Origin of the sequence: Mesorhizobium sp. B2-8-9 (genome assembly GCF_006439475.1) — a bacterium.
In the GTDB taxonomy this organism is placed as follows: domain Bacteria; phylum Pseudomonadota; class Alphaproteobacteria; order Rhizobiales; family Rhizobiaceae; genus Mesorhizobium.
Genome location: NZ_VFTQ01000010.1, coordinates 128162 through 151831 on the forward strand (window position 1 = coordinate 128162; position 23670 = coordinate 151831).

Here is a 23670-nt window from a genome sequence, read left to right on the forward strand (position 1 = left end):
GTAAGTGGACATCCACTCTCCATTGGAATGGGGTATCCTATAAGCGAACGTGGCGGAAAAGGCCAGCGTGCGGGCTTTGCGCTTGTCTCGCAGGGCGGTTTGGACTAGCGAAGTTGCGCACCCAAAATGTGCATTAATGCATCTCAATGAGTACATTAATTGCAACTCCGAGAATTCAAAGTCTGCAGGCCATCCATGAGCATCATCGACACCCGCACCCCCGACGCAAAACGCCTGATCCCTGGCGCCACCGGCGACTGGGAGATCATCATCGGGCTCGAAGTGCATGCGCAAGTGATCTCGGAGGCAAAACTCTTTTCCGGCGCCTCGACGTCGTTCGGCGGGGCGCCCAATGCCAATGTCAGCCTTGTCGACGCGGCGATGCCGGGCATGCTGCCGGTCATCAACGAGGAATGCGTCAAGCAGGCGATCCGCACAGGGCTCGGCCTGAAGGCCGCGATCAATCATAAATCGGTCTTCGACCGGAAGAACTATTTCTATCCGGACCTGCCGCAGGGCTACCAGATTTCGCAGTTCAAGCAGCCGATCGTCGGCGAGGGCAAGGTGATCGTCTCCGTCGGGCCCGACCGCCAGGGCGAGTTCGAGGATATCGAGGTGGGCATCGAGCGCCTGCATCTGGAACAGGATGCAGGCAAGTCGATGCATGACCAGCATGCGACCATGTCCTATGTCGACCTCAACCGTTCCGGCGTGGCGCTGATGGAGATCGTCTCCAAGCCCGACATCCGCTCGGCCGACGAGGCCAAGGCATATGTGACGAAGCTGCGCACCATCATGCGCTATCTCGGCACATGCGACGGCAACATGGATGAAGGCTCGCTGCGCGCCGACGTCAACGTCTCGGTGCGCCGCCCGGGCGGCGCATTCGGCACACGCTGCGAAATCAAGAACGTCAACTCGATCCGCTTCATCGGCCAGGCGATCGAATCCGAGGCGCGCCGGCAGATCGCCATTCTGGAGGATGGCGGTAAGATCGACCAGGAGACCCGCCTGTTCGACCCGGTCAAGGGCGAGACGCGCTCGTTGCGCTCCAAGGAGGAGGCGCATGACTATCGCTATTTCCCGGATCCCGATCTTCTGCCGCTGGAATTCGACCAGGCCTATGTCGATGCGTTGGCGCAGCACCTGCCGGAACTGCCCGACGACAAGAAGGCGCGGCTGATTTCGTCGCTTGGCCTGTCGATCTATGACGCCTCGGTGCTGGTGTCGGAAAAGCCGATTGCCGACTATTTCGAGAAGGTGGCATCCGGCCGCGACGGCAAGCTCGCCGCCAACTGGGTCATCAACGACCTGCTCGGCGCTCTCAACAAAGCCGGCAAAGACATTGAAAATGCTCCGCTTTCGCCAGAGCAGCTAGGCGCCGTCATCGACCTGATCAAGGAAGGCACCATCTCCGGGAAGATCGCCAAGGACCTGTTCGAGATCGTCTGGAACGAAGGCGGCGATCCGCGCCAGCTCGTCGAGAGCCGCGGCATGAAGCAGGTCACCGACACCGGCGCCATCGAGAAGGCCGTCGACGAGGTGATCGCCGCCAACCCCGACAAGGCCGAGCAGGCGCGCGCCAAGCCGACCATGGCCGGCTGGTTCGTCGGCCAGGTGATGAAGGCGACCGGCGGCAAGGCCAACCCGCAGGCGGTCAACGACCTCGTCAAGGCCAAGCTCGGCATCGAGGGCTAGCGATGTTCGTGCGGACGGCCAGCGAACGCGATCTCGCAGCCATCCGTGCGTTGCTGGTCGAGACTTGGCATGCCACTTACGACGCCGTCTATGGCACCAAGCGGGTAACTGAAATCACCGATGACTGGCATTCGATCGCCTCGCTCAAGGCGCGGCTGGCGCGGCCGAATTCCGAGTTCCTGGTCGCTGACGACGGCAAGCGGCTCGGCGGCATGGCGTTCGCTGCCGCCACCACCGACCCGAAGATCGTCCTTTTGAACCAGCTTTACGTCCATCCGGCCTGCCAACGGCAGGGGATTGGCCAGTCGCTGCTCGATGACGTTGAAGCCAGCTTTCCGGAGATGCATACGCTGCGCCTCGAGGTCGAAGAAGCAAATGCCGCGGCGATCGCCTTCTACGAGGCGAACGGGTTTCGCGCGACAGGCAGAACCGCCGATTGCGGCGGCAATTCGGGACTGCCCGCCCTCATCATGGAGAAGCGGCTCCGCTAGGTCGGCGGCGAGCCCCCATTCATCGCGCGGTTTTGATTTGATAGCGCCGACCCGCGTGGTCAAGGCTGCGCATCGCCGGTGTCCCGCTCCCACTAGCCAGAGGCGTCGCCGGCAAATGAGGGATTGCCATGCCGAGCTTGCCTGAACTGATGCCGACAGAGGTGTCGGACGAGACTTTTGGCGGCGTGACCTATCACGTCGCCGGCGAACTTGTGCCGGTGCTGTCGGTCGATGTGACCAACATGCCGGTCTATTTCGAGCACCATATCCTGCTCTGGAAGAACACCGCCATCACCATCGGCCTGAAATCGCTGAAGGGCGCGCTGAAGCGCATGATCGCCGGCATGCAGATATTCGTCACCGAGGCGTCGGGGCCGGGCATCATCGCCTTCAGCCGCGACGGACCGGGCCATATCGTGCCGATCCATCTTCGGCGCGGCGAGGAAATCCAGGTGCGCGAGCACCAGTTCCTCGCCGCGACCGCCAGCGTCGACTACACGTTCGAGCGCGTGCGCGGGCTGGGAACGATGCTGTTTGGCCAGAGCGGCTTCTTCATCGACCGCTTCCGCGGCGAGACAGGCGACGGCATCGTCTGGCTGCACGGTTACGGCAATGTCTTCGAGAAAGTGCTGGCGCCCGGCGAGACCATCGACATCGAGCCGGGCGGCTGGCTGTTCAAGGACGCATCGATAAAGATGGATACGAGGGTCGACCGGCTTTCCAGCGGCTTCTTCGGCGCCGCCAAGAATTTCGTCGTCAATCGCTTCACCGGGCCAGGCCGCGTCGGCATCCAGTCGATGTATCTGCATATGCCGTCGGAAGAGTAGGCGGCGAGCCTGGTCGAACGAAGGTCCGATCAGGCGGAGGGAATTTCCACATTATCGATCAGGCGTGTCGTGCCGAGCCAGGCGGCCGCCAGCAGACGGCCGTCGCGGTCTTTCCGCCAGGGGCTGAGCGTCGCGGCTTCGCGCGCGGCGACATAGTCGACCTTCTGGAAGCCCGCGGAGACGAGGGCCTTCACTGCGGCATCGGTGGCGCCGGTTTCATCCGCGCCGCCCGCAAGCGCCGCCGCGGTGCGGCGCAGGATCACGTTGAGCTCGCGTGCTATGCCGAGCTCGGCCTCGCCGAGATAGGCATTGCGCGACGACATTGCGAGGCCATGGACGTCGCGCACCGTCGGCGCGCCGACGATCTCGACCGGCAGGTCGAGGTCGCGGCAGAGCTGCCTGACGACGCAAAGCTGCTGGTAGTCCTTCTCGCCGAACACGGCGCAATCGGGCGCGGCCTGCAGGAAGAGTTTTGCTACCACGGTCGCGACGCCGTCGAAGAAACTCGGCCTGAAGTCGGTTTCCAGGCCGCGAGAGGGGCCGCCCACCGAGATCTTCGTGGCGAAGCCGGCGGGGTACATTTCGTTTACGCCCGGCGTGAAGGCGAGATGCGCACCCGCATCCCGCAGCCGGTCGAGATCGTGCGCCAGCTGGCGTGGGTATTTGTCGAGATCCTCCGTCGGCGCGAACTGGGCCGGGTTGACAAAGATCGAGACGACGCAGCGATCGGCCCGTTCGAGCGCGATCCTGACCAGTGAGATATGGCCATCATGCAGCGCACCCATGGTCGGCACCATGGCGACCTTCAGGCCGGCCTGTCGCCAGTTCCTGACCTGTGTCCGAAGCGCGGCGACGCTGTCGACGACGATTGGCGCGTTCATGTGTCGTCCTTGCCGGATGCTGTCGTGAAGACGTGGTCGGGGCCAGGAAAGGCACGGCTGCGCACCTCGGCGGCATAGCGGGCCGCCGCATTCGCGATCATGCTGCGCAAGTCGGCGTATTCCTTGACGAATTTCGGCACGCGGTCGACGGTCATGCCGACCATGTCGTCGATCACCAGGATCTGGCCGTCGCAGTCGGCACTGGCGCCGATGCCGATGGTCGGTATGGAAATGTGACGGGTAAGCTTCGCAGCCACGGCCTCCATCGTGCCCTCGATGACCACCGAGAAGGCGCCGGCTTTTTCCACCGCCTCTGCATCGCGCAAGAGCGCTGCGATATTGTCGTCTGTCCGGCCCTTGATCTTGTAGCCGCCGTCCTTCTCCACCGATTGCGGCTGCAGGCCGATATGACCCATGACTGGTATTCCTTCGGCGACGATCGCCGCGATCTGGGCTGCCATGTCGACGCCGCCCTCGAGCTTCACGGCCTGGCAGCCTGTTTCCCCGACGATGCGCCGCGCCGAAGCGACGGCCTGGGCGGCCGACGTCTCGTAGCTGCCCGCAGGCATGTCGACCACCACGCAGGCCTTGGCCGAGCCGCGCATCACAGCCTGGCCGTGCGCGCTCATCATCTCCAGCGAGGCGCCGAGCGTGGTGGCGTGGCCGTGCAGGACCATGGCGACGCTGTCGCCGACCAGCAGCAGGTCGACATGCGGATCGAGCAGGCGGGCGACAGGATAGGTGTAGGCGGTAAGGCAAACGATCGGCACGCCGCCCTTGCGGCGGCGAATGTCTTCGGCGCTGATCCGGCTGTCTGCGGACGGATCCCGGCTCAATCGTCACCTCCTCAAGGCGTGCCCCGAACGGGCGGGCCGAGCTTTAGAAAGACAGGCGGCGCTTGGCAAGCCGCACTGCCGCCGGCAGGACAACTGCATCGATTAATGCATGTCGGCCGGAAGTGTGGAGCGGTTCTGGGACGACGACATGCATCAAGATATGAACGCATGGGGCATTTCCTTTCGGCACATGGCAAAACCCTTGCCTTCGCGATGACGTGACGCCATAAGCAGGGGAAAGGCGCAGCCGCTGCCGCCGCGAGGATTTGGATGAAGACTTTCCTGCTGCAGTTTTTCACCTGGTGGAACAGCCAGACGCTCGGCACCCGCTTCCACACCTGGCGCTTCGGCAAGCGGGTCGGCGAGGACGAAGCCGGCAACGTCTATTACGAGGGCGGCATCGATTCGGAAGGCCGCACGCGCCGGTGGGTCATCTATCGCGACTATTCGGAAGCCTCGAAGATCCCGCCGGGCTGGCATGGCTGGATCCACCACCGCGTCGACACCGCTCCCTCCAGCGAGAACTACAAGGCGCGCGAGTGGCAGAAGGAGCATCGGCCGAACCTGACCGGAACGCCCGGCGCCTATCGTCCGCAGGGTTCCATCCTGACCAACCAGCATCGCCCGCAGGTGACCGGCGACTACGACGCCTGGACGCCGGGGTCGTAATCCCTCGGATTGTAATCCAAGGCGCCGCTCCGGTCCGTTATCGCCACAATTGGCATTTAGCTGCTTGCTGACTGCGCAGCCATGACTAGCCTTGGGCGTTGAGAATCACCCGGGCGCAACCACCGGTATTTTGCATGAGCTCTTTCGGCAACATCTCAAAGGCGCTGATCGCGGCGACGTCCGTTCTGCTTGCCTCGACTGCGGTGTTCGCCGCCGCGCAGGCGCCGGCCGCTGCACCTGCGGCCTCCGACCGCATCACCAATCCGGTGGCCGCGTTCGCCGGCATCGACAAGATCACCGGCCGCATCATCACCTTCGACGTCTATATCGACGAGACCGTTCAGTTCGGCGCTTTGCAGGTGACGCCTCGCGTCTGCTATTCGCGGCCGGACACGGAGCAGCCGAAGACCGATTCCTTCGTCGAGGTCGACGAGATCACGCTCGACCGCAAGATCCGCCGCATCTTCACCGGCTGGATGTTTGCCGAAAGCCCCGGCCTCAACGCCGTCGAGCACGCCGTCTATGACGTCTGGCTCAAGGGCTGCAAGCAGAAGTCGGACGTGCCGCCGCCGACCGCGGCCAAGGCCGACGCAGGCAAGCCGAAGACCGAAGCCGCCAAGCCGAGGGCCCCGGCGCAGCCGGCGGACGCCGCGTCCGAACCGGCTGACGCGGCGCCGGCACCTGACGACACGACCGACACCAACTGATCTCGGAACCTGCCCGCCTTTGAGCCGTTCCAGATCGGCGACAGGCGAGGAGGATTCTGCGATGACCACCAGATCGATCACGGCCAACAAGCAGGAGCTTCTCGATATCGAGAAGGGCTTTTGGACAGGCGATTCCGCTTACTATGAAGCCAATGCCGATGTGGATTGCCTGGTGGCGTTCCCGCAGATGGCGCAGGCGATGACCAATGCCGATCTCGCAAAGACCGCCGCCAAGCCCAACAGATGGCGCGACCTCGATATCAAGTTGAAGGGCATGGTCGAGCCCGGCAGCGACATCGTCATGCTGACTTACGAGGCGCGCGCGACGCGCGAGAACGGCGAATCCTATGCTGCCCTCGTCAGCACCGGCTATGTCCATCGCGCTGACGGCTGGAAGATGATGTTCCATTCGCAAACGCCGATCGAGGCGGCAGCGCGGGCTCAAGGATAGAAGACGGCCTCGCCCTTCAGCGCCTCTGCGAGCAGCTTCTCATACTGGCCGCGCGGCACGTCGACAGCGCCGAAGCGCTTCAAATGCTCGGTCGTGAACTGCGTGTCGAGCAGCGCGAAGCCGCGCGCCTTCAGCCGCTCGACGAGATGGTAGAGACAGGTCTTCGACGCGTCGGTCTCCCTGGCGAACATGCTTTCGCCGAAGAACACGCGTCCGAGCGAGACGCCATAGAGGCCGCCGACCAGCCGTTCCTCGCGCCATGCTTCGACCGAATGGCAGTGGCCCAGGCGATAGAGCTCGACATAGGCTTCGCGGATCGGCGCGTTGATCCAGGTCGAGCGGCGCTCCTCGCGCTTTTCGGCGCAGCCGTCGATCGTCGCCTCGAAATCGAAGTCGTAGCGGATCTCGAACGGATGCTTGCGGATCGTCTTCTTCAGGCTGCGCGGTGCGTGGAATCCGTCCAGCGGAATGATGCCGCGCGTTTCCGGCCGCACCCAGAACACTTCCGGGTCGTTGGCGCTCTCGGCCATCGGGAAGACACCGGAAGCGTAAGCCCGAAGCAGCAGGTCGGTCGGAATGCGATAGCCTGGTGCGTAGGGGCGGGTCATCGCATCCCCGTGCTATTCACCCTTGGCCAGGTATTTTTCCAGCCAGTGGATGTCGTAGTCGCCATTGGCGATGTCGGGATTGCCGACCAGGTCGCGGAACAGCGGCAGCGTCGTCTTGATGCCGTCGACGACGAATTCGTCGAGCGCGCGGCGCAGCCGCATCATGCATTCGACGCGGTTGCGGCCATGCACGATCAGCTTGCCGATCAGGCTGTCGTAATAGGGCGGGATTTTGTAGCCCGAATACACGCCGGAATCGACGCGGATACCGAGGCCGCCGGGCGTATGGAAATGCGTGATCGTGCCGGGCGAGGGCGTGAAGGTGCGCGGATCCTCGGCGTTGATACGGCACTCGATGGCATGGCCGTTGAACTTGATGTCTTCCTGCTTGACCGACAGCCCGCCGCCCGAGGCGACGCGGATCTGCTCATGCACGAGGTCGATGCCGGTGATCGCTTCGGTCACCGGATGCTCGACCTGAAGACGCGTGTTCATCTCGATGAAATAGAACTCGCCATTCTCGTAGAGGAACTCGATCGTGCCGGCGCCCGAATAGCCGAGATCGGCGATAGCCCTGGCGCAGATGCCGCCGATGCGCGAACGCTCCTCGGCATTGAGCGCCGGCGAATTGGCTTCCTCCCAGACCTTCTGGTGGCGCCGCTGCAGCGAGCAGTCGCGCTCGCCGAAATGCACGCCTCGGCCGGCCCCGTCGCCGAACACCTGCACCTCGATATGGCGCGGCTTCTGCAGATATTTCTCGATATAGACGGCGTCGTCGCCGAAGGCCGCCCCCGCTTCCGACTTGGCCGTCTGCAAGGCGATTTCGAGGTCCGCCTCGGTGTGCGCCACCTTCATCCCGCGGCCGCCGCCGCCGGCGGAGGCCTTGATGATCACCGGATAGCCGATCTCGGCGGCGACGCGCTTGGCTTCCTTCTCTTCGCTGATCGCGCCATCGGATCCAGGCACGACGGGGATGCCGAGACGCTTCGCCGTGCGCTTGGCCTCGATCTTGTCGCCCATGACGCGGATATGGTCGCCTGACGGGCCAATGAAGGTGATGTTGTGGGCCGCTAGGATGTCGGCGAACTTGGCGTTCTCCGACAGGAAGCCGTAGCCCGGATGCACGGCATCTGCGCCGGTGATCTCGCAGGCGGCGACGATCTGGTGGATGTTGAGATAGCTTTCGCGGGACGGCGGCGGGCCGATGCAGACGCTCTCGTCGGCAAGCCGCACATGCATGGCGTCGGAATCCGCGGTCGAGTGGACCACCACTGTCTGGATGCCGAGCTCCTTGCAGGCGCGCAGCACCCGGAGCGCGATTTCGCCGCGATTGGCGATGAGGATTTTCTGGAACATCTCCTGATTGTTCCCGGCTCTACTCAAGAACCACCAGCGGCATTCCGTATTCGACCGGCTGGGCATCCTCGATGAGGATCGCCGTCACCGTGCCGGCACGCGGCGAGGGGATCTGGTTCATCGTCTTCATCGCTTCGATGATGAGCAGCGTCTGGCCTTCCTTGACCTTCTGGCCGACCTCGATGAACGCCTTGGCGTCGGGTGAGGGTGCCAGATAGGCGGTGCCGACCATCGGCGAGGGCACTGCGTTCTTGGACATATCGGGGGCCGCGGCTGCCGTTGCTGGCTGAGCCGCGGCGGTCGCAGGAGCCGCGGCGGGCGCCGGCAGCGCCGCTGCAACCGCATGGACGGCCTGCGCCTGGCGCGAGACGCGCACCTTGAGGTCGCCGAGCTCGACCTCGATCTCGGTCAGATTGGTGTCGTTCAGAATGCCCGCCAGATCGCGGATCAGCTGCTGGTCAACACCGTTCTTTTTTATCGACATTTTCGAGCCTTCTGTTTGGGGGTCGGTCACAGGCGTGCCGCCAGTGCCTGCAGCGCGAGCGTGTAGCCGAGCGGCCCGAACCCGCAGATCATGCCGACAGCGACCGGCGCGACCATGGAGACGTGGCGGAAGGGCTCCCGCGCGTGGATATTGGAAAGATGGACTTCCGCGACGGGCAGCGGTGCTGCGGCGCGGATGGCGTCATGGATGGCGATCGATGTGTGACTGTAGGCGCCGGGGTTGATGACGATGCCTGCCGCCTTCTCGCTGGCTTCCTGGATCCAGTCGACCAGATCGCCCTCATGGTTGGATTGGCGAAAATCGATCTCGAGCCCGAGCGCGGCGCCGGCCGCCTTGCAGTCCTCGGCGATGGCCGCAAGCGTCTTGCCGCCATAAATCCCCGGCTCGCGCTTGCCGAGCGCATTGAGATTGGGACCGTTGAGGACGAAAATCGTTTTCAATATGCCGACCTTGTTCTGCGCCGGCCCCAAGCCGGCGCACTGGGCCTCTATAATGGGCATAGCCGCCCGCGAAAAGAGCGCAAGTGCGTTCTTTCGCTGTCCACAGCGGCCGGCTTTTACGCCGCGGGCGCGCCTAGAGCGCGCTTTTTGCCTCTTCGATCTTTTCCGCCAGAACCTGCTGGCCGAGCGCTCCGAAGATCACCTCGTTGCCGACGACATAGGACGGCGTGCCGGTGATCGACAGTTTCGTCGCAAGATCATAGGTGCGCGAGAGCGTTTCGGCGATGCGCGGGTCCTTCATCTTCTCGCGCAGCGCTGCCTCGTCGGCGCCGAGCGAAAGCGCCACCTTGATCGCGGTCGCCTCGGTGGCGCGACCCTGGCCGCCGAGCAGCGCGGTGTGGAATTCACGATACTTCTCCGGATGCATCAGGTGGAACGCCATGGAGACGACGCTGGCCTTCTGCGAATCCGGGCTGAGGATCGGGAACTCCTTGAGCACGAAGCGCAGGTCCGGATCGGACTTGGTCAGCGCCTGCATGTCCTCGATGGCGCGTTTGCAGAAGCCGCAATTGTAATCGTAGAACTCGACGATCGTGACCTTGCCTTTCGGGTTGCCGACGACGCCGTCGAAGGTCGAGTTGAAGATCTCGTCCTTGGAGTTCTTGATGACGCCGAGCGCCGCGAGCCGCTGCTCTTCCTTCTGCTTGGCCTCGAGCGCGTCCTGCACCTCGAGCAGAACTTCCGGATTCTTCAAGAGATAATCGCGGATGATGCCTTCGACCTCCTTGCGATCGATCTTGGTATCGGCGGAGGCCTTGGTATCGGTGGAAGACGTGACCTGGGCGACTTGCACGGTGTCGGCCCTCGCGGGCTGCGGGTTTCCCGCCATGAAACCGAAAGCCAGCATGCCGAGCGCCACCGCCAGACCGCCGGCGCTGCCAAGCAGGATTGCCTTGTTCATATCGTCGTTCCTTTTGCCCGTTCCGGTCCGCCTTGGTCGCCGCCAGGGCCCGGGAGGTTTATTTGAGTTTGTTCGATGGCGTGTAGTTTATAATATCCTGGGCGCGAACCCAGCGGGGTTCGCCGCGCTTCAATTTCTGTTGAGCGCGCATGGCGAAGATCTTAGCGTTTTTGTAGTCGCCCGCATAATAGTGACCCTCGGCGGTGGCAAGATCGGCAGCCGGTATGTCGCCGAGCTCGCCATATGCCTGCGCCAGAAAACGATAGGCTTCGGAATTCTCCCTGTCCCGCGCGACGCCGTTGTTGAGCTGCGTGACAGCCTTTTTCAGCGAATCGGGCGTGCCGACCGCCATTAGCGACTGGCCGACCGAAACCAGCAGCAGGCCGGAGCGCGCGGGATCGAGGCTGGCCGCCTTGGCATAGGCGTCCGCCGCGTCCTTCGGCTTGTTGACCTTCATCAGGATGTCGCCGCGCAATTCGTGGAAATAGGGGTTCTTCGGTTGTTCCTTGATCAGCGCCGCCGTCTTGGCGAGCGCCGCGCCCGGATTGCCGTAAAGATAGGTCTGCTGCGCGTCGCCATAGCGCGAGGCGAGGCTGGTCGGGTTCTTGCGCATCAGCCGCGCGACGGCTGCCTGACCCTGCATATAAGCGGCGATCTTGATGCGCATCATGTCGTGCCGCTGCTGCAGTGCCGGCGGGTCGACAGCGTTGACGAAGGGGCTTTGTTTGACGAGGACTTCGAGGTTGGCGATGCGCTCCTGCGGCATCGGATGGCTGATCCGGTAGGGATCGACCTGAGTGCCGGCGAGCGAAAGCGCGCTCTGGAAGCGGGCGAAGGTCTTCAGCATGCCCATGCCGGACTGGCCGGTGGCGTTCAGATAGGTGATCGCCGAACGGTCGGCGGTGATCTCTTCGGTGCGCTGATAGGCAAGGATCGAGCGCTGCGCCATCTCGCCGCCGCCGGCGGCCATCCCCATGCCGGCGCCGGCAAGACCGCGGCTGTTGGTGGTGGCGCCGGCCACCATGGCGCCGGCGCCGAGCAGCGTGGCGATGATGGCCATGGTCTTGGCGCGGTCGAGCTGGTCGCGCAATTTCTCCTGGTGGCCGCCGGCGATATGGCCGGCCTCGTGCGCGATGACGCCGATGATCTCGTTCGGCGTTTCGGCGGTCACCAGCGCGCCGGTGTTGATGAACAGCCGCCGCCCGGTGACGAAGGCGTTGAAACTCTGGTCGTTGACCAGAACGATGTCGATGCCGTCGTTGGCAAGCCCGGCCGCCTTGAAGATCGGCCGGGCATAATCGCGCACCAGCGCCTCGATCTCGGCGTCGCGCACCACCGGCACGCCTTGCGCGAAGGCGCTGACCGAGCTCGATAAAGCAACGGTGGCGGCCAGCAGAATCGTCGCGAAGCCGCGCGCGGTTCGGCTGAGTGAGGTCGCTTTGCCAATTAACGGTCGGGGTCGGCTCAACATAGGTCCACTGGTAGACGAGCGGGCGAAAGATGAAAAGTCGGCGCCGGCAACTTCCTGCGCGCTTGTGATCCCCACATCAATCGGGCATTTGTGCGGCGCTGTCCCGTAACTAGGGCAGTTAGGGCAAGTCTGCTCTGGCTTGCGTCCAGAATTCGCCGAAATAGAGCAGTTGGAAGAGGTCAGATGGTCGTTTCGCTTTCGCGCCGCGGGGAAGTCGAGCCGTTCCACGCCATGGACATCCTGGCCGAAGCCAACCGGCTGAAGGCTACCGGCGTGCCCGTGGTGTCAATGGCGGTCGGCCAGCCGTCGGATCCCGCGCCGGTCGGCGTCCGCGAGGCGGCGGCCGCGGCTCTGCGGCATGGCCGCATCGGCTACACCGACGCCTTGGGTCTGGCCGATCTGCGCAAGGCGATCGCGGGGCATTACGGCGAGCACTACGGTATCGACGTCGCGCCATCGCGCATTGCCGTCACGACCGGCTCGTCGGCCGCCTTCAACCTGGCTTTCCTGGCCATGTTCGATCCGGGCGACCGTGTCGCCATCGCCGCGCCCGGCTATCCCGCCTACCGCAACATCATGGCCGCGCTCGGTATCGAGATCGTCGAGATAGAGCTCGGCTCGGATGCCTACCTGCATGCCGAGCACCTCAAGGCCGCGCATCGCGGGAAGCCGCTGAAGGGCGTGCTGTTCGCCAGTCCCGCCAATCCGACCGGCGCGGTGATTCCGGCCGATGAGCTTGCCGCGCTGGTGAAAACCGCCGAGGAGCTCGGCATCGCCGTGATCTCCGACGAGATCTATCACAGGCTGGCCTACGCGGCGCCGGATGTCACCGCTCTGGCGCACGGCCCCGGCGTGACCGCGATCAATTCCTTCTCGAAATACTATTGCATGACCGGCTGGCGGATCGGCTGGATGGTGCTGCCGGAAGAGCTTGTGCGGCCGATCGAGCGTGTTGCCCAGAGCCTCTATATCTCGCCGCCTGAACTGTCGCAGGTCGCGGCGATCGAGGCATTCAAGGCAACGCAGGAACTGGAAAAGGTGAAGGCGCGCTACGCCTGGAACCGCGACCTTCTGATGAAGCGTCTGCCGGAACTCGGCTTTGCGCTCGCCGCGCCGATGGACGGCGCCTTCTATGCGTTCTGCGATGTCACTCGCCACACCAACGACAGCATGGCCTTTGCGAGCAAGATGCTGGCCGAGGCGCATGTCGCAGCAACGCCCGGCCGCGATTTCGACCCGCTGCAGGGCCATCGCACCATGCGCTTTTCCTATGCCGGCAGCCATGAGGACATGGTCGAGGCGTTGGCGCGCATCGAACGCTGGCTGAAATAACTGCCATGCCGGAACTCGAGCAAGCACTGGCGGAAGTGGCCGCCGAAATGGCGGAGCGCACCGATCGCGGCGAGGTGGCGAGCTATATCCCGCAGTTGGGCAAGGTCGATCCGAAGAAATTCGGCATTGCCGCCGTGACCAATGACGGCCGCGTCATACTGGCCGGCGATGCCGAGCAGCCCTTTTCGATCCAGAGCGTCTCGAAAGTTTTCACGCTCACGCTGGCGCTGGGCAAGGTCGGCGATGCGTTATGGCTTCGCGTCGGCCGCGAGCCATCTGGCAACCCGTTCAACTCGATCGTCCAGCTCGAGCATGAGAACGGCATCCCGCGCAATCCCTTCATCAATGCCGGCGCCATCGTCGTCTCCGACGTCCTGCTCGCCGGCCATCAGCCGCGCGAGGCGATCGGCGAAATCCTGCGTTTCATCCAGTTCCTCGCCGATGACGAGACGATCATCATCGATCGCGAGGTGGCGGCGTCCGAGCGGGCCACCGGCCACCGCAACTTTGCCTTGGCCAACTACATGAAATCCTTCGGCAATCTCCATCATGCTCCCGAGCTCGCGCTGGGTGTCTATTTCCACCATTGCGCGGTTGCCATGAGCTGCCGTCAGCTCGCCATGGCCGGCCGGTTTCTAGCCAATGGCGGCAGGAATCCGGCGACCGGGCATTCGGTCGTCTCGGCCGAACGGGCACGCCGCATCGGCGCGCTGATGCTGACCTGCGGCCACTATGACGGTTCCGGCGATTTCGCTTTCCGCGTCGGCATCCCCGGCAAAAGCGGTGTCGGCGGCGGCATTCTCGGCATCGTGCCAGGGGTTGCTTCGCTGGCGGTGTGGTCGCCCGGCCTCAACGAGAACGGCAACTCCAAGCTCGGCTCCATCGCCATGGAGAAGCTCGCCCGGATGATGAACTGGTCGATCTTCGCGCCGTAAAACAGCAAAGCGCTGGCGGTTTGCCACCCGGAGCTGCGCTGAAAGGCAGTCGGCGAAAATGAAAAATCCCGCGCCTGATGGGGCGCGGGATTGTTTCAAAAGATCAGCTTAACGATCTGAAAGATCTAGAAAAAACCCTTGCGCTGCCACCAGCCGGCGCGCTTCGGCTTGTCTTCGGCCTTCGCCTCGTCGGAGACGTTCGAAGACACGACGGGAACAACCGGCGCGTCGACTGACTGTGGCTTGCGCCGCGTCGGATGGGCGTTGGTGGCAGGCTCCGCCTCGGTGGCCGCGGAAGCGGCAGCGGCCGGCTCCGGCTCGGGCTGGACAGCCGGGGGCGCGACCTGAGCCTCGGCCACAGGCTCCGATACCGTCTCGGCCGCGGCTTCCTCAGCCACCTTCTTAGCCCTCGAACGGCGGGGCTTCTTCGGCTTTTCGACCGCCTCGGCATCGTCATTAGCCGCGGCGGGAGCAGCAGGTTCCTCGGCAGGAGCAGCCATTGCCGGCTCGCTTACGGCATCCTGGCCTTCAACCGGCTCACCCTCGATGTCGCCGACAGTTTCGCCGGCAACGCCCTCCGAAGCTTCGTCCTCGCGGCGGTTGCGCTTGCCGCCGCGCTTCCCGCGCCGGCGCTTCTTTCCGGAACCGTCGTCGGCAGTGGCCGCCACAACCTCGCCGCCGGCGGTTGCCTCGTCGGCGGCCTCTTGCGTCATATCGTCGTCATCGGTTTCGCCGGCTTCCATCGGCGCCGCCGCGACGTCACCATTGTGGTCGCGGTCGCGATCCCTGCCGCCGCGCCGCCGCCGGCGCTTGCGCCGTTTGCGGTCACGGCCTTCGCCATCCTCGGACCGCTGCTGGTGCTGGCCCTGCTGCGCGTGGCGCGGCTGTTCGGGCTGGACCGAGACTTCCTCCTCCGCTTCCTCGACGACGATCTCGTCCTCGGGCTCTTCCGGCTCGACATAGGCCGGCAGGCTGCGCACCTCAACGAAGCCTTCCGGCTTCTCGGCAATGGCGCCGCGGAAGATCGCGTAGTGCTGGGTGCCGAGCGTCTCGTCAGCCTCGATCGTGATGGTCAGGCCGAAGCGGGCTTCGAGTTCCACCAGGTTGGCGCGCTTGTGGTTGAGCACATAGAGCGCGGTCGCCGACGGTGTGCGCACGATGATGTGGCTGCGCGAATCCTTGAGCAGGAATTCTTCGATCGCCCGCACGACCATCAGCGCCACGGAGGAATCGGAGCGCACATGGCCCGTGCCGCCGCAATGCGGGCAAGGCTTCATGGTCGATTCCAGCACGCTGGCGCGGATGCGCTGGCGCGACATTTCCATCAGGCCGAAGTGTGAGATGCGGCCTACCTGGATACGGGCGCGGTCGTTCTTGAGGTGATCCTTCAGCCGCTTCTCGACGGAGCGGTTGTTGCGGTTCTCCTCCATGTCGATGAAGTCGATGACGATCAGGCCGGCAAGGTCGCGCAATCGCAACTGCCGCGCGACTTCCTCTGCCGCTTCCAGATTGGTGTGGAGCGCCGTCTCCTCGATCGAATGCTCCTTGGTGGAGCGGCCGGAGTTGACGTCGATCGCAACCAGCGCCTCGGTCTGGTTGATGATGATGTAGCCGCCGCTCTTCAGCGTCACCTGCGGCTGCAGCATGCGGTCGAGCTGCGCTTCGATGCCGTTGCGCACGAAGATCGGCGTGGTGTCGCGGAATGGCTGAACCACCTTGGCGTGGCTCGGCATCAGCATGCGCATGAAATCCTTGGCCTCGCGGTAGCCGTCTTCGCCGGAGACAAGGATCTCGTCGATGTCCTTGTTGTAGAGGTCGCGCACCGAGCGCTTGATCAGGCTGCCTTCCTCATAGACCAGGGCTGGGGCCGAGGACTGCAGCGTCAGGTTGCGGACGTTTTCCCAAAGCCGCATCAAATATTCGTAGTCGCGCTTGATCTCGGCCTTGGTGCGGCTCTCGCCGGCGGTGCGCAGGATGACGCCCATGCCCTGCGGCACGTCGAGATCGGCCACGACCTCCTTCAGCCGCTTGCGGTCCTGGGCGTTGGTGATCTTGCGCGAGATGCCGCCGCCGCGCGCCGTGTTCGGCATCAGCACCGAATAGCGGCCGGCAAGCGACAGATAGGTGGTGAGCGCCGCGCCCTTGTTGCCGCGCTCTTCCTTGACCACCTGCACCAAAAGGATCTGCCGGCGCTTGATGACTTCCTGGATCTTGTACTGGCGACGCACCGGCTTGCGGCGGTTGCGGATTTCCTCGAGCGCGTCCTCGGCGCCGACCGATTCGACCTCGTGCTCGTCCGAATGCGAGGCCGAGACGTCCTCCAGCATGCCGCGATCATCGTCGCTAACGGCTGCTTCGCCGCTCTGCTGATCCGCCTGCGGCATCGCCTCGGAAATCACGTCGGCATCGATGCTCGCGGCAATCGAAGTAGGACCGCCTTCGGAAGGCTTGCCATTGTCGTCGTCCGCGGCGTCATCTCCGCCAGTCTCGGCGGCGGGTCCTTCAGCCGCTTCCGATACGGCCTCGACGGCCTCGGAGGCGGTTCCGGCATTTTCTGCCGGGGTAGCGGCGGTCTCGCTGGCGGCTTCCTCGCCCTCGGCTACCGCAGCGGCGGTTTCGTCAACGGCTATTGCTTCGGCCGGGCTTTCCTCGTTCTCCGATGAAGCGTGCTTGTGCTCGCCGCGGTCGCGGTTCTTGCCGCCGCGCCGGCGGTTGCGCCGCCCGCCGCGGTCGCGGGCATGCTGCTCTTCGCCGTTCTCGGTCTCCTCGTCGTCTTCGTCCTCGGCCTCCTGCGCCTCGGCGCGCAGCAGAGCCTGACGGTCGGCGACCGGGATCTGGTAATAATCGGGATGAATTTCGCTAAAGGCGAGAAAACCGTGACGGTTGCCGCCATATTCGACAAAGGCTGCCTGGAGGGACGGTTCGACGCGGGTTACGCGGGCGAGATAGATGTTTCCTTTAAGCTGCTTTTTGTCCTGGGATTCAAAGTCGAATTCTTCGATGCGGTTACCGCGAACGACAACAACGCGTGTTTCCTCCGGGTGGGAGGCGTCTATCAGCATCTTGTTGGGCATTATTTTGTTTCCTGCCGGCAGCCGACGGCCGCAGCTGGCGTGGCAATGCCCGCCGCTGTGCGCCTGTATCTGTGTGCATGCCGGATAATTGAATGTCCGCCGGCCGCCGCTTGAGCGCAATGGCGGTGCCGCCCGCAGCCATTACGGCGCGGTTTGATGCGGACCTTTCCATGATTGCGCTTGAAGCCATCGGCACCCGGCAGAACCTTTTGAACCAAAGCCCGGGCTAAGCCGGACCAGCTTGTTTGCTCATAAAGAGCCGGCGCGGGACAATCCCGGCCGTTTTCCTCACGCAAGCGATTCCCCCGCCACGAGGGCACGCCTGCGAAAATCGTCGCGACCACCTGAGCCTGGAAGGGTAAAGGAGCCGCCTTTGCATCCAGCCTTTGGCAGGAAACTGCTGAGGCGAGCGGTTCCAGGATTGCAGTGATCCAATGTCGCTTTTATGATTTGGCGGGATGGAAGGCAACCCCGATTTCGGATGCCGGCAAAAAGCGCTTCCCTTGGGGAAGGCGCCTTCGTCCCGCCCTATGAAAGGCTTGGTTAACCTTCTCTGAATACCAATCGTTAATCGAGTTGGCGGCCTGACAGGCATTCTGCGAGAAGACCGGGCGCAATGCGTCAAACCGGGAGCGACGGATAAGAGATGGGATCGGCGGGCGCCGCAAACAAGAGAGGTGGGGCCGCCGGGCATCTCCTGCGCGTGACCTGGACTGGCTTGCTGCTGGCGGTCCTGTCCTGTTTCGCCGCCGCCGTGCACGCCGAAACCTTGCTTGGCGCGACCGGCTACAAGATGGCCGGCGACGCCGCCAAGATGCGCATTGTCGTGAATTTCGACCACGAGCCGGACGTCAAATGGTTCCTGCTGCGCGGTCCCAATCGCCTGGTCGTCGATCTGCCGCGCACGCGATTCGCGCTCGACGCCAAGGATGTGAAGCCGCGGGGTCTTGTACGGGCAGTTCGCTACGGCGATCAGGGACATGGCTCGCGCCTGATCCTCACCGGCAAGGGCCCTTTCGTCATCGACAAGCTCGACGTGCTCAAGAATGACGACGGCAGCGGCTACCGCATCGCCATCGATATGTCGGCTGCCTCCGAGCGGGAGTTCGACGAAGCTCTCGCCAACCAGTCGCTGACCACTGGTTCGACGGTTTCGACCGAAAAAGGCGAACGGGTCGGCACCGGACCGGTCTCGGCGCCCGGCCATCGCTTCACGGTGGTTATCGATCCCGGTCATGGCGGCGTCGATGGCGGCGCCGAAAGCTCCGCCGGCACGGTCGAGAAGGACGTCACGCTCGCTTTTGCCAAGGAACTGCGCGACAAGCTGGCCGCGGTCGGCAAATACGATGTCTACATGACACGGGACAACGACGTGTACCTGGCGCTCGACGAACGCGTGCGCATCGCGCGCCAGCACGAGGCCGATCTTTTGATCTCCGTCCATGCTGATACCATCGCCGTCAAAGGTCTTCGCGGCGCCACGGTCTACACGCTTTCCGACAAGGCTTCCGACCCGGAAGCCCAGGCGCTCGCCGATCGCGAGAACCTGTCCGACCAGTTCGCCGGAATGAAGATCGAGGACGACAACAAGGAAGTTACTGACATTCTGATCGACCTGATCCGCCGTGAGACCCATGGTTTCTCGATGAGCTTCGCCCACACACTGGTCGGTCAGCTGTCGACCAGCGTCGGCATGATCAACAATCCGCAGCGCTCGGCCGGCTTCAGGGTGCTCAAGGCCCCGGACGTGCCGTCCGTCCTGGTCGAGCTCGGCTACCTCTCCAATAACAAGGACGAGGCGCAACTGCTGAACGCCGACTGGCGCGGCAAGGCGGCGCAAAGCATAACCAACGCGGTCGCCCTGTTTGCCGCCGCCAAGGCCGGAACCGCGACGGGCGGCTGACCCGCCGGAACCTGCCCGCAGCCGCCGGGCGCCTGCAACCGCAAGCAGCGTTGCATGACGACAACACCCGGCGTTATTATTCGGCAACCGAGTCCTCAAATTTCGCGCTGCCGTATTTTGTCCACATGGCCGCTACATGGGTTTTTCGATTGCGGATTGGGACCGCCCCGGGAAGCTTGCGCGACTGTCGGCTTCGTTTAGGAAATTCCCGAACCTCGGACTGGAGCGGGCATGATTCGTCTCATCGGCTATTTCTTTGGCATCGGCACGACGCTGGCGCTGCTGGTGGCGGCCGGTCTTGCCATCTATATCAGCCATCTGACCAAGGACCTGCCCGACTACGAGGTTCTGGCCAAATACGAACCGCCGGTGACGACGCGCATCCATGCCTCCGACGGCGCGCTGATGGCTGAATATGCGCGCGAGCGGCGTCTCTATCTGCCGATCCAGGCCATCCCGGACCGCGTCAAGGCCGCCTTCATGTCGGCCGAGGACAAGAACTTCTACAACCATCCCGGCATCGACATCACCGGCCTTGGCCGCGCCATCGTCGTCAACCTGCAGAATTTAGGTTCCGGCCGGCGCCAGGTCGGCGCCTCGACGATCACCCAGCAGGTGGCGAAGAACTTCCTGCTCTCTTCTGATCAGACCTATGAGCGCAAGATCAAGGAGATGATCCTGGCCTTCCGCATCGAGCAGGCCTATTCGAAGGACCGCATCCTCGAGCTCTATCTCAACGAAATCTTCTTCGGCTTTGGCGCCTATGGCGTCGCGGGCGCCGCGCTCACCTATTTCGACAAGTCCGTCAACGAGCTGACAGTCGCGGAAGCCGCTTATCTCGCCTCGTTGCCGAAGGGCCCGAACAACTATCACCCCTTCAAGCACGCCGACCGTGCCCTGGAGCGCCGCAACTGGGTCATCGACCAGATGGTCGAGAATGGCTACGTCACCCGCGAGGAGGGCGACAAGGCCAAGGCCGAACCGCTCGGCGTGACGCCGCGCCGCAACGGTTCCTACCTCTTTGCCGGCGAGTACTTCACCGAGGAAGTCCGCCGCCAGATCATCGCGCGCTACGGTGAGAATGCGCTTTACGAGGGCGGCCTGTCGGTGCGCACCACGCTCGATCCGAATGTCCAGCTTATCGCCCGCAAAGCGATGCAGAACGGCCTGCTCAAATACGACATGCTGCGCGGCTATCGCGGTCCGGTGACGCATATCGACGTCACCGGCGACTGGGGCGTGCCGCTCGGCAACGTGAAGGGTCTCGAGGATGTTCCGGAATGGACGCTGGCCGTCGTCCTCGACAGTTCGGCAACCGGGCTGACCATCGGCATCCAGCCGACGCGGCAGATTTCCGGCGATCTGGTCAAGGAGCGCGTCCAGGGCACCGTCAGCAAGGAGGACATGGGCTTCGCCATGCGCCACTTCGTCAACGGCAAGTCCGTTAGGGCGAAGTCTCCGGCGGAAGTGCTGGAGCCCGGCGACGTGATCTTCGTGCAGAAGAACGACGGCTCCGACAACACCTACATGCTGCGCCAGGTGCCGGAGGTCGAAGGTGGCCTCGTCGCCATGGATCCGCATACCGGCCGCGTGCTGGCCATGGTCGGCGGCTTCTCCTACGCGCAGTCGGAATTCAACCGCGCCACCCAGGCGATGCGCCAGCCCGGTTCCTCGTTCAAGCCGATCGTTTATTCGGCGGCGCTCGACAACGGCTACACGCCGGCTTCGGTGATCATGGACGGCCCGATCACCATCCAGAGCGGCAACACCACCTGGACGCCGAAGAACTATGACGGCACGGTCGCGGGCCCGGCCACCTTGCGCTCGGGCATCGAAAAGTCGCGCAATCTGATGACCGTGCGGCTGGCCAACGACATGGGCATGAAGCTGGTCGTGGAATATGCCGAACGCTTCGGCGTCTACGATCATCTGGCGCCCTATCTGCCGATGGCGCTGGGCTCCGGCGAGACGACCGTCATGCGCATGGTGTCGGCCTATTCGATCATGGCCAATGGCGGCAAATCGATCAAACCCTCGCTGATCGACCGCATTCAGGACCGTTACGGCAAGACGGTGTTCAAGCAGGACGAGCGCGGCTGCGAAGGCTGCAACGCCACTGAGTGGAAGAACCAGACCGAGCCGGAGCTGGTCGACAATTCCGAGCAGGTGCTCGACCCGATGACGGCATATCAGATCACCTCGATGATGGAGGGCGTCGTGCAGCGCGGCACCGGCGCCACCATCGGCGAGCTCGGCCGCCACATCGCCGGCAAGACCGGCACGACCAATGACGAGAAGGACGCCTGGTTCATCGGCTTCACCCCGAACCTCGTTGTCGGCCTCTATATGGGCTATGACACGCCGCGCGGCCTTGGCCACGGCGCCACCGGCGGCGGCTTGGCGGCCCCGATCTTCAAGGATTTCATGCGCGTTGCGCTCGACGGCAAGCCGAACACCGACTTCCAGGTTCCCGACGGCATGAAGCTGATCGCAATCAACCGCAAGACCGGCATGCGCGCCGCCGAAGGCGATCCGAACACCATCATCGAGGCTTTCAAGCCTGGCACCGGTCCGGCTGACAGCTACTGGGTGATTGGCATGGGCGCGGATGGCTCGAACGGTTCGGGCGGAGCGCTGTCGCCGCAGGCCAACCAGGCCATCCAGGACGGCGGCGGCGGCCTCTACTGACGTTGCCGGATTTGGCAATGGGCCGGCAGGGTGGTGCCGGCCCATTTCGCTTTACAGGCAGCGATGCCGTGCCTATGTATCGCGCCTATTCCGAAAAGACCGAAAAGACCGAAAAGAACAGGACCGAACCAAGAGCCATGCGCGCGGAAACGCTCAACATCGTCGACGAGATCAGGCAGGCGATAACCCTGCTGAGGAGGCATCTTTGACTGGGATCAGGCTGTAAAGCGGCTTGAATACCTGAATTCGCGCGCCGAGGATTCCAGCCTCTGGAATGACCCCATCGAAGCGCAGAAGCTGATGCGGGAGCGCCAGGAGCTCGAGGACGGCATCGCTGCCGTCAAGGGGATGACCCAGGCGCTGGAAGACAATATCGGGCTGATTGAGCTCGGCGAGGAAGAGGGCGACGACGGCATCATCGCGGAAGCGGAGGCGGCGCTGCGTTCGATGCAGGGCGAGGCGAAGGCGCGCCAGGTCGAAACGCTGCTGTCGGGCGAGGCCGACGCCAACGACACCTATCTCGAAATCCATGCCGGCGCCGGCGGCACCGAGAGCCAGGACTGGGCCTCGATGCTCCTGCGCATGTACACGCGCTGGGCCGAGCGCCGCCGCTTTAAGGTCGAGGTGCTGGAAGTCCATGACGGCGAAGAAGCGGGCATCAAATCCGCCACTGTGATGATCAAGGGCCACAACGCCTATGGCTGGCTTAAGACGGAGTCCGGCGTCCATCGCCTGGTGCGCATTTCGCCCTACGACAGCAACGCGCGGCGCCACACCTCCTTCGCCAGCGTCTGGGTCTATCCGGTTATCGACGACTCGATCGAGATCAATGTTTCCGAATCCGACGTGCGCATCGACACCTATCGTTCCTCGGGTTCGGGCGGCCAGCACGTCAACACTACCGACTCGGCGGTGCGCATCACCCATCTGGCGACCGGCATAGCGGTCGCCTGCCAGGCCGAGCGCTCCCAGCACAAGAACCGCGCCAAGGCTTGGGAAATGCTGCGCTCGCGGCTTTACGAGGAAGAGCTGAAGAAGCGCGAGGCGGTCGCCAATGCCACCGAGGCGTCGAAGAGCGATATCGGCTGGGGCCACCAGATCCGCTCCTACGTGCTGCAGCCCTATCAGCTTGTGAAGGATCTGCGCACCGGCGTCGAAAGCACCTCGCCTTCGAGCGTGCTCGACGGCGACCTCGACGAATTCATGGAAGCCTCGCTCTCGCATCGCATCGACGGCGGCGCAGGCGAAGCGGTGGCGGACCTCGACTAGTACGCTGCAGGAGCGGAGGAAGCCGGTGTCTACGGTACTTGCGGGAAAATGCTTCTGCGGCACCGTCCACTATGAGGTTGCGGACGAATTCGTTTACGCGGCGAACTGCCATTGCTCGAACTGCCGGCGCACGACGGGCTCCGCGTTCAAGCCGTTCGCCGGTATCGAGCGCGACAAGTTCCGGCTCATCGCGGGCGAGGGCGGGCTGCTGATCTTCGGCGACGAGAGCGGCCACGACGCGCATTGCGGGCGATGCGGCTCGCTCATCTATTCGTTGGTCCGCGACGGCGCCTACGTGCATGTCGCCATGGGCACGCTGGTCGACGATCCGACGATACGGCCGAGCGCGCACATTTTTGTCGGGTCCAAGGCGAAGTGGTTCACAATCGCCGACGACCTGCCGCAGTATGATGAGCACGTTCCCGACTGAACGTCTGGAACCAGCTTGAGCCGAATCTCGTTGTCGGGCACCAGATCCGCGCGGCTAACCGCTCATTAACCAAGCCGACGCACGATTCTGGATGGCAGAGGTTGGCGTGAAGCGCGGCATTGCCGTTGCAAGCGGATG

23 protein-coding genes are annotated in these 23670 nt (G+C 63.8%); 14 read left to right on the forward strand and 9 right to left on the reverse strand.

The features are described from left to right. Positions 1 to 195: 195 nt before the first annotated feature. The 3 genes from gatB to FJ423_RS14860 all read left to right on the forward strand — a co-directional run bounded on the left by gatB (position 196) and on the right by FJ423_RS14860 (position 3016). Positions 196 to 1698, forward strand: coding sequence for an Asp-tRNA(Asn)/Glu-tRNA(Gln) amidotransferase subunit GatB (gene gatB / locus FJ423_RS14850; RefSeq protein ID WP_140842798.1), 1503 nt, complete (start codon positions 196 to 198; stop codon positions 1696 to 1698). A 2-nt stretch (positions 1699 to 1700) separates the two neighbouring features. Next, a complete protein-coding gene (locus tag FJ423_RS14855; RefSeq protein WP_140842800.1) occupies positions 1701 to 2189 on the forward strand; it encodes a GNAT family N-acetyltransferase in 489 nt (162 codons plus the stop codon). Between the two features lie 128 nt (positions 2190 to 2317). Then, positions 2318 to 3016 (forward strand): AIM24 family protein, encoded by a 699-nt coding sequence (locus tag FJ423_RS14860; RefSeq protein WP_140842802.1) that lies wholly within the window; start codon positions 2318 to 2320, stop codon positions 3014 to 3016. Positions 3017 to 3045: 29 nt separating this feature from the next. Here FJ423_RS14860 and panC read toward each other — a convergent pair whose 3' ends face one another. Next, entirely contained in the window at positions 3046 to 3897 is an 852-nt protein-coding gene (gene panC, locus FJ423_RS14865) for a pantoate--beta-alanine ligase (protein WP_140842805.1), read from the reverse strand. Next, positions 3894 to 4733 (reverse strand): 3-methyl-2-oxobutanoate hydroxymethyltransferase, encoded by an 840-nt coding sequence (gene panB, locus FJ423_RS14870; protein WP_140842807.1) that lies wholly within the window; start codon positions 4731 to 4733, stop codon positions 3894 to 3896. Before panB ends, panC begins: the two co-directional genes overlap by 4 nt. Positions 4734 to 5003: 270 nt before the next feature. On the opposite strand from panB, the gene FJ423_RS14875 reads away from it, so the two are divergent. The 3 genes from FJ423_RS14875 to FJ423_RS14885 all read left to right on the forward strand — a co-directional run bounded on the left by FJ423_RS14875 (position 5004) and on the right by FJ423_RS14885 (position 6560). Continuing rightward, positions 5004 to 5402, forward strand: a complete 399-nt coding sequence (locus FJ423_RS14875; protein ID WP_140541355.1) for an NADH:ubiquinone oxidoreductase subunit NDUFA12 — start codon at positions 5004 to 5006, stop codon at positions 5400 to 5402. A gap of 134 nt (positions 5403 to 5536) precedes the next feature. Beyond that, complete coding sequence (locus FJ423_RS14880) at positions 5537 to 6109, forward strand: DUF2155 domain-containing protein (protein ID WP_140842809.1); 573 nt, start codon at positions 5537 to 5539, stop codon at positions 6107 to 6109. Between the two features lie 61 nt (positions 6110 to 6170). After that, the gene (locus FJ423_RS14885) at positions 6171 to 6560 is read left to right on the forward strand and encodes a hypothetical protein (RefSeq protein WP_095767611.1); all 390 of its coding nucleotides are present in this window, start codon (positions 6171 to 6173) and stop codon (positions 6558 to 6560) included. On the opposite strand, the gene aat is transcribed toward FJ423_RS14885, so the two are convergent. From aat to FJ423_RS14915, 6 genes are all read right to left on the reverse strand, one after another. After that, a complete protein-coding gene (gene aat / locus FJ423_RS14890) occupies positions 6551 to 7168 on the reverse strand; it encodes a leucyl/phenylalanyl-tRNA--protein transferase (RefSeq protein ID WP_140842811.1) in 618 nt (205 codons plus the stop codon). The genes FJ423_RS14885 and aat overlap by 10 nt on opposite strands. A 12-nt stretch (positions 7169 to 7180) precedes the next feature. Continuing rightward, a complete protein-coding gene (gene accC / locus FJ423_RS14895) occupies positions 7181 to 8524 on the reverse strand; it encodes an acetyl-CoA carboxylase biotin carboxylase subunit (protein WP_140842813.1) in 1344 nt (447 codons plus the stop codon). 19 nt (positions 8525 to 8543) lie between these two features. Further along, complete coding sequence (gene accB / locus FJ423_RS14900; RefSeq protein WP_140842815.1) at positions 8544 to 9008, reverse strand: acetyl-CoA carboxylase biotin carboxyl carrier protein; 465 nt, start codon at positions 9006 to 9008, stop codon at positions 8544 to 8546. Positions 9009 to 9034: 26 nt separating this feature from the next. Continuing rightward, on the reverse strand, positions 9035 to 9469 hold the full coding sequence (gene aroQ / locus FJ423_RS14905; RefSeq protein ID WP_095767887.1) for a type II 3-dehydroquinate dehydratase: 435 nt from the start codon (positions 9467 to 9469) through the stop codon (positions 9035 to 9037). A gap of 133 nt (positions 9470 to 9602) precedes the next feature. Further along, positions 9603 to 10430 (reverse strand): DsbA family protein, encoded by an 828-nt coding sequence (locus FJ423_RS14910; protein ID WP_140842817.1) that lies wholly within the window; start codon positions 10428 to 10430, stop codon positions 9603 to 9605. 58 nt (positions 10431 to 10488) lie between these two features. Next, positions 10489 to 11901 carry a M48 family metalloprotease gene (locus tag FJ423_RS14915; protein ID WP_140842819.1) on the reverse strand — a complete coding sequence of 471 codons (1413 nt, stop codon included), beginning with the start codon at positions 11899 to 11901 and terminating at the stop codon, positions 10489 to 10491. Positions 11902 to 12084: 183 nt separating this feature from the next. Between FJ423_RS14915 and FJ423_RS14920 the strand changes: the two genes are divergently transcribed. Both FJ423_RS14920 and FJ423_RS14925 read left to right on the forward strand, forming a co-directional pair. Beyond that, positions 12085 to 13233, forward strand: a complete 1149-nt coding sequence (locus FJ423_RS14920; protein WP_140842821.1) for an aminotransferase class I/II-fold pyridoxal phosphate-dependent enzyme — start codon at positions 12085 to 12087, stop codon at positions 13231 to 13233. Positions 13234 to 13238: 5 nt separating this feature from the next. Then, a complete protein-coding gene (locus FJ423_RS14925) occupies positions 13239 to 14168 on the forward strand; it encodes a glutaminase (RefSeq protein ID WP_140842822.1) in 930 nt (309 codons plus the stop codon). A gap of 125 nt (positions 14169 to 14293) precedes the next feature. Here FJ423_RS14925 and FJ423_RS14930 read toward each other — a convergent pair whose 3' ends face one another. Continuing rightward, positions 14294 to 17242 carry a ribonuclease E/G gene (locus FJ423_RS14930; protein ID WP_140842824.1) on the reverse strand — a complete coding sequence of 983 codons (2949 nt, stop codon included), beginning with the start codon at positions 17240 to 17242 and terminating at the stop codon, positions 14294 to 14296. A 92-nt stretch (positions 17243 to 17334) separates the two neighbouring features. Here FJ423_RS14930 and FJ423_RS33535 point away from each other — a divergent pair, with 92 nt between their 5' ends. The 6 genes from FJ423_RS33535 (at position 17335) to FJ423_RS14950 (ending at position 23532) form a co-directional block, all read left to right on the forward strand. Next, positions 17335 to 17472: a hypothetical protein gene (locus tag FJ423_RS33535; protein ID WP_176477023.1), complete on the forward strand. Its 138-nt coding sequence runs from the start codon at positions 17335 to 17337 to the stop codon at positions 17470 to 17472. 473 nt (positions 17473 to 17945) lie between these two features. Next, positions 17946 to 19145 carry an N-acetylmuramoyl-L-alanine amidase gene (locus tag FJ423_RS14935; protein WP_224712837.1) on the forward strand — a complete coding sequence of 400 codons (1200 nt, stop codon included), beginning with the start codon at positions 17946 to 17948 and terminating at the stop codon, positions 19143 to 19145. 231 nt (positions 19146 to 19376) lie between these two features. After that, on the forward strand, positions 19377 to 21833 hold the full coding sequence (locus tag FJ423_RS14940; protein ID WP_140842825.1) for a penicillin-binding protein 1A: 2457 nt from the start codon (positions 19377 to 19379) through the stop codon (positions 21831 to 21833). Positions 21834 to 21850: 17 nt separating this feature from the next. Then, complete coding sequence (locus tag FJ423_RS33540; RefSeq protein ID WP_181174803.1) at positions 21851 to 22042, forward strand: hypothetical protein; 192 nt, start codon at positions 21851 to 21853, stop codon at positions 22040 to 22042. Then, positions 21971 to 23102 (forward strand): peptide chain release factor 2 gene (gene prfB / locus FJ423_RS14945; RefSeq protein ID WP_140842915.1). Its coding sequence is split into 2 segments (ribosomal slippage): positions 21971 to 22036 and positions 22038 to 23102, totalling 1131 coding nucleotides; the frame shifts between segments, so codons are not numbered across the junction. Before FJ423_RS33540 ends, prfB begins: the two co-directional genes overlap by 72 nt. 25 nt (positions 23103 to 23127) lie before the next feature. Next, complete coding sequence (locus tag FJ423_RS14950; protein ID WP_140842827.1) at positions 23128 to 23532, forward strand: GFA family protein; 405 nt, start codon at positions 23128 to 23130, stop codon at positions 23530 to 23532. Positions 23533 to 23670 lie beyond the last annotated feature (138 nt).